Source organism: Kitasatospora sp. NPDC056800, from assembly GCF_042789775.1.
Lineage (GTDB): Bacteria > Actinomycetota > Actinomycetes > Streptomycetales > Streptomycetaceae > Kitasatospora.
The window spans coordinates 1-6,065 of sequence record NZ_JBHUAL010000326.1; the positions used below are offsets into that span (position 1 = coordinate 1).

Sequence of the window (6,065 nt, forward strand, 5' to 3'; positions counted from 1 at the left end):
GCGGGCACCCTGTCACGGGTGCCCGCCCAGCGGCATGTCTGGCGCGCTTGCGGTACGTCGGCGGACCTCCCCCGAGGACACGGCCGCCGTCCGTCGTTCCCCGGACAGGAGGCCGGGGCTGCGCGCGGAGCGGATGGTGGGTCGGTGGACGGTCCTACTTGGGCGCCTTCTTGCCGGTGACGCCCAGGTACACCAGGGGAGCGAGGTTGGGCTTGAGGTCCTTGACCTTGACGCCCCAGGAGGTGAAGGCCTTCTGGTGCTCGGCCGCCGAGGCGAGCAGCGAGACCAGGGCCCCGGCCACGGCGTTCGGGTCGAGCGACTTGTCGGCCTGACCCTTCGCCTGGAGTTCCCTGACGGCCTCCGCGAGCGGCTTGGCGACCGCGTTGAGGACCGTCATGCGGATCTTGAAGAACCGCTTGTCCCCTTCGGCGGCACCGAGCGTGACCACTCGGAGAATGGCGTCGTTCTTGCGCCAGAAGGCGAGGAATCCGTCGACCAGTTCTTCCGAAGTGGTCGGTCCGGACTTCCCTGCCCAGGACTTTCCGGCCACCAGCTCTTTGAGCTGGTCGGCGTCCTTGGCCATTTCCTCGGCGATTTCGAGGACAGCGCCCTCGACATCCGGGAAGTACTGGTAGAAGGTCGCGGGGGAGGTACCCGCCATACGGGCGACGTCGATGACCTTGACGTCCCGATAGGGCGACGTGCTGAGCATCTCGCGGAGGCAGTCGAGCAGCTTCTGCCGCGTCTCCTGTCCGCGTCGCCCGGCGACGCGACCGTCGACGGTGCGAACTTGTCCTGTCATGCCGTCAGCTTACCGTGGCACGATCTTGGCGCGATTCGGTGATGCGACTATTACTCCGCACGGGGGTTGGTATAGCGGCATGAACCACTTCGGACGGATATTCACCGGGCTTCGAAGCCCCTGTTTGAAGCCCCCCCGTGTGCTTGCGATCTCACAGCGTGACGGCGAGTCCGCTGAGGGGTGATCGGGTGACAGAGCGTGACGATGACCGAAGAGTGCGGTGCCGTCCGGAAGTGGACGGTCCGGAGCCCCGAGCGCAAGCCGCCCCCGGAGCGGGCGTCAGGATCCGGTCGTTCCGTCCTCGCTGGTCAGAGGCCTGTCCGGGGCGTCCTCCGGGCCGGGACGACGTGTTTCAGGGGGTGGGGGAGGTTGGATATGCGCGGGACGGCATTGGAGAATCGGGTCCGGCACCACGCGGCGGGTGCGGACAACGGGGAGGTGGCAGCGGAGTGGACCAGCTGACGGCGCACGATCCGAGGCGGATCGGGCCCTTCGAGGTGCTGGGGCGGCTCGGCGCGGGTGGGATGGGGCTGGTCTACCTGGCGCGTTCCGCGGCCGGGCGGCGGGTGGCCATCAAGACCGTGCGGGGTGAGCTGGCCGAGGACGAGCTGTTCCGGGTCCGCTTCGCCCGGGAGATCGCGGCGGCCAAGACGGTCGGCGGCTTCTACACGGCGGCGGTGGTGGACGCCGACGCGGACGCCCGGGTGCCCTGGCTGGCCACCGCCTACATCCCGGCGCCCTCGCTGGAGGACCTGGTCGAGGAGTGCGGCCCGCTGCCGGTGGAGGCCACCCGCTGGCTGGTCGCCGGCATCGCCGAGGCCCTGGAGTCCATCCACGCGGCCGGGCTGATCCACCGCGACCTCAAGCCCTCCAACGTCCTGGTGGTCGAGGACGGCCCGAAGGTGATCGACTTCGGGATCGCGGCCGGGGTCTCCAGCACCCGGCTCACCATGACCAACGTCGCGGTCGGCACCCCCGCCTACATGTCCCCCGAGCAGGCCCGGGACAGCCGCACCGTCCGGGGCGCCAGCGACGTCTTCTCGCTCGGCTCGCTGATGGTCTTCTGTGCCACCGGGCACCCGCCCTACCGGGGCACCAACCCGGTCGAGACGGTGTTCCAGCTGCTGCGCGAGGAGCCGGACCTGACCGGCATGCCGCCCGAGCTGATGGACCTGGTCCGCCGCTGCATGCAGCAGGCCCCCGAGCGCCGGCCCACCCCGGCGCAGATCCAGACCGAGCTCGCCCCGCACCTCTTCTCCCGGGACGACGCCACCGGCGAGGCCGGGGACTGGCTGCCCGCCCACGCGCTGGAGCTGATCGAGCGCAAGCGGGGCCGGCGCCCGGCCGCCCAGCCGCCGCGCCCGCCCGCCGAGCCGGCCCAGCCGCCCCCGCACCCCCAGGCGCCGCCCGCGCACGTCCCGCCGCAGCACCCCGGCCCGGCCGACCCGCGCACCAATCCGGGCGGGCGGCACGCCCAGCCGCCGGCCGGGCCGGTGCACAGCCTGCCGCAGCGCGCCCCGGGCTCGGACGCCGAGATCCCGACCGCGAAGATCGCCTCCCCGAACCGGCACCGGGCGCCCACCGGCGGCGCCGTCGAGGTGCAGCTCTCCGGCGCCTCCGTCCGGATAGGCCCGGGGCCGCGGGCCGAGCACGAGCAGCCCGGCCCGAGCACCGCCCCGGCCACGACCGACTGGGTCCGCCGGGCCCCCGTCCCGCCGCCCCCGCCGGTCGCCCGCTGGCGCCCCTGGCGGTTCCGGATGTCCAACGACGTCTGGGGCACCCCGGTGGTCGCCGACGGGACGCTGTTCGTCTCCAGCTTCGAGGTGCACGCGCTGGACATCGCCTCCGGTGAGCGCCGCTACAAGACCCGGGACGTGGCGTGGGCGCTCGCGGTGGACGCCGGCCGGGTGCACGCCGCGGACGGCCCGCACCTGTACACCGTGGACGCCGCGGACGGCACCGAGCGCTGGCGCACCTCGCTGGACGGCTGGGTCTACTCGCTCTCCGCCGCCGACGGCGTGCTCTGCTGCGGCATCAGGGGCGGCGGCGTCCAGCTCCGCTCGGCCGCCAACGGCGCCGAGCTGTGGCGCGCCGACGACGCCCAGCAGGACTTCGAGAACCCGCAGTCCGGCCCGGTCCTGGTGGGCGGCGCCGCCTACTACTACGGCGGCGGGCGGCTGCGCTGCGTCGACCCGCGCGGCGCGGGCCTGCGCTGGTCCTTCCCGGTCGGCGAGGAGGTGCCCTCGCACCCGGTCGAGCGCGGCGGCGTGCTGTACGTGTCGGCCGGCACCCGGGTGTACGCGCTGGACGCGGCCAGCGGGGCCGAGCGCTGGCGCTTCGACGCCCCGGTGGTGCTGTTCACCCCGCCCGCCCTGGACGCCGACGCGGTCTACGTGGCCGACTACCTGGGCACCGTCTACGCGCTGGACGCGGCCACCGGCCGGGACCGCTGGCGCGGGGTCACCGGCCGCCGCCAGGGGGCCGACCCGGTGGTGGTCTCGGACGGCATGGTGCTGGTCGGCAACGGCGAGGTGCTGTACGCCTTCGAGGCGGCCACCGGCCGGGAGCGCTGGCGCTACACCGCCCGCGGCGAGATCGTCGGCTCCCCGGCGGTGGCCGACGGCCTGGTGCACCTGGGCAGCCGGGACCACTCGCTGCACACCCTGGACCTGGCCAGCGGTCAGCTGCGCTGGGAGCTCGGCACCAAGGGCGAGCTCACCGGCTCGCCGGTGGCGGTCGGCGGCCGGGTCTTCGTCGGCTCCAAGGACCGCTGCGTGTACGCGCTGGACGCCTTCTACGGCACGGCGGTGCCCGCCCGCTGAACCGCGGGGCGGACACCGCCGGACGGGCGCCGTCGGATCAGGCCCTGCGGGCCCCGGGGTGGCGGCTGCACCAGCCGTCCCACGCGGAGGAGACCATCTCGGTCACGTCGTGGCGGGCGGTCCAGCCCAGCTCGCGGTGGATCAGGTCGGCGGAGGCCACCACCCGGGCCGGGTCGCCGGGGCGGCGCGGGGTCACCTCGGCGGCGGTGTCGTAGCCGGTGACCTTGCCGATCACCGCCAGCATCTCCTTGACGCTGACGCCCTCGCCGCGGCCGATGTTCAGCACCAGGGAGGTCGCGCCGGCCGGGTCGGCGGCCATCCGCTTGGCGGCCGCCACGTGCGCCGAGGCGATGTCGGAGACGTGGATGAAGTCGCGGACGCAGGTGCCGTCCGGGGTCTGGTAGTCGTCGCCGAAGACCCGCGGGGCCTCGCCGGCGGTGAGCCGCTCGAAGACCATCGGGATCAGGTTGAACACCCCGGCGTCGGAGAGCTCGGGGGAGGCGGCGCCGGCCACGTTGAAGTAGCGCAGGGCCACGGTGGACATGCCGTGGGCCTTGCCGGCCGCGGCGACCAGCCACTCGCCGGCCAGCTTGGTCTCGCCGTACGGGCTCATCGGCGCGCAGGGCGTGGACTCGGTGACCAGGTCGACGTCCGGCATGCCGTAGACCGCGGCGGAGGAGGAGAAGAGGAAGCGCTTCACCCCGCCCTCGGCGGCGGCCTCCAGGACGGTCTGGAGGCCGATCATGTTCTCGCGGTAGTACAGGAACGGCTGCTCGACGGACTCGCCGACCTGCTTCTTGGCGGCGAAGTGCAGGATGCCCTCGACGCCGTGCTCGCGGATCGCGGCGTCCAGGGCGGCGCGGTCCAGGGTGGAGCCCTCGATCAGGGGGACGCCGGCTGGCAGCCGGGAGGCGTCGCCGGTGCTGAGGTCGTCCAGGACGGCGACGCGCTCCCCGGCGTCGAGCAGCTGTCGGACGACGTGTCCGCCGATGTATCCGGCACCGCCGGTGATCAACCAAGTCATGTGCCGATCCTAGGGGCGCGCCTCGGGGATCTCCGGCGCACCCGCGTTCGGATCCGACCGCCACGTTCGGGCGAGTCGAAGCCACAAAGCGGACAAAACGGTGAAAAGCTGACAAGGATTTCCGTGCGCTCATGCCCGCGCCCCCCGGCGTGGTGACGAATCGGAGGCAGCCAGGTGCACCGTCGCAAGGAACACACCAGCCCCCTGCCCGGCGGGCGGCTGCCGGCCGCGGCCGTGGTCGCCGTGGCGGCCGCGCTGGCGCTGGCCGGCTGCAGCAGCGGCACGTCCTCCTCCGCCACCGTCGCCGCCACCGGCTCGCCCTCGTCCCCCGGCTCCACCCAGGCCTCCGCGGCGTCCGGCCAGTCGAACGGCGGGACCCAGCTGCAGGACGCCTACCAGGCGGTGATCGCCAACGTGCTGCCCTCCGTGGTGCAGATCACCACCGGCGACAGCCTCGGCTCCGGGATCGTCTACGACGACAAGGGCGACATCGTCACCAACGCCCACGTGGTCGGCTCCGCGAAGACCTTCACGGTGACCCTCGCCAACAGCACCACGACGCTGGACGCCGGCCTGGTCGCCAGCTACCCCGACTCCGACCTCGCGGTGATCCGGCTGAACAACCCGCCGAGCGGTCTCCGGCCGGCCAGCTTCGGCGACTCGGGCAAGGTCCAGCTCGGCCAGATCACCCTCGCCATGGGCAGCCCGCTGGGGCTCTCCAGCAGCGTCACCCAGGGCATCGTCTCGGCCACCGGGCGGACCGTCTCCGAACCCCAGGGCCCCGGCTCGCCGGGCGCCACCATCGGCAACATGGTGCAGACCTCGGCGGCGATCAACCCGGGCAACAGCGGCGGCGCGCTGGTGAACCTGGACAGCAAGGTGATCGGCATCAACACGCTCGCCGCGACCGAGCCGCAGAGCAACGGGGCGGCCGCCCCCGGCATCGGCTTCGCCATCCCGGCGAGCACCATCACCAACATCGCCGACCAGCTGATCAAGCAGGGCAAGGTGACCAACTCCGGCCGGGCCGCCCTCGGCATCACCGCCCGGACCAGCTTCAACCAGCAGTTCCAGCCGGCCGGCGCGGTCATCGTGGCGGTCACCCCGGGCGGGGCGGCGGCCTCGGCGGGGCTCCGGGCCGGCGACGTCATCACCAGGATCGGCGACACCCAGGTCGACTCGCTGAACGCGCTCACCACCGCGCTCGCCTCGCTCACCCCGGGCAGCAAGGTCACCGTCACCTACACCCGGGACGGCGGCAGCAAGACCGCCGACGTCACCCTCGGCGAACTGGAAGGCGCCCAGACCTCCTCCCCCTGAGCCCCGGTACGGGGACGCCGGGCCGCACGCCGCGCAAGGGTTCAGCGGGCCGGGTGCCGTACCGGAACGGCGCCGGGACCTCGTCTTCGCCTCGACG

General features: G+C 73.3%; 4 protein-coding genes. 2 read left to right on the plus strand and 2 right to left on the minus strand.

Annotated features, from left to right (window positions below; genetic code table 11):
- Positions 1-154 precede the first annotated feature (154 nt).
- On the minus strand, positions 155-802 hold the full coding sequence (locus ACFRQN_RS39370) for a TetR family transcriptional regulator (RefSeq protein WP_049651546.1): 648 nt from the start codon (positions 800-802) through the stop codon (positions 155-157).
- Positions 803-1,251: 449 nt separating this feature from the next.
- On the opposite strand from ACFRQN_RS39370, the gene ACFRQN_RS39375 reads away from it, so the two are divergent.
- A complete protein-coding gene (locus ACFRQN_RS39375) occupies positions 1,252-3,624 on the plus strand; it encodes a PQQ-binding-like beta-propeller repeat protein (protein ID WP_074003998.1) in 2,373 nt (790 codons plus the stop codon).
- A 37-nt stretch (positions 3,625-3,661) separates the two neighbouring features.
- Here ACFRQN_RS39375 and galE read toward each other — a convergent pair whose 3' ends face one another.
- Positions 3,662-4,648 (minus strand): UDP-glucose 4-epimerase GalE, encoded by a 987-nt coding sequence (gene galE, locus ACFRQN_RS39380; protein ID WP_074003997.1) that lies wholly within the window; start codon positions 4,646-4,648, stop codon positions 3,662-3,664.
- 204 nt (positions 4,649-4,852) lie between these two features.
- On the opposite strand from galE, the gene ACFRQN_RS39385 reads away from it, so the two are divergent.
- Entirely contained in the window at positions 4,853-5,968 is a 1,116-nt protein-coding gene (locus ACFRQN_RS39385; RefSeq protein WP_074004053.1) for a S1C family serine protease, read from the plus strand.
- Positions 5,969-6,065: the final 97 nt, after the last annotated feature.

Excerpts from the sequence above, each read along its gene's own strand:
- ACFRQN_RS39370 (WP_049651546.1), bottom strand. The coding sequence starts at position 802 with ATGACAGGACAAGTTCGCACCGTCGACGGTCGCGTCGCCGGGCGACGC.
- galE (WP_074003997.1), bottom strand. The coding sequence starts at position 4,648 with ATGACTTGGTTGATCACCGGCGGTGCCGGATACATCGGCGGACACGTC.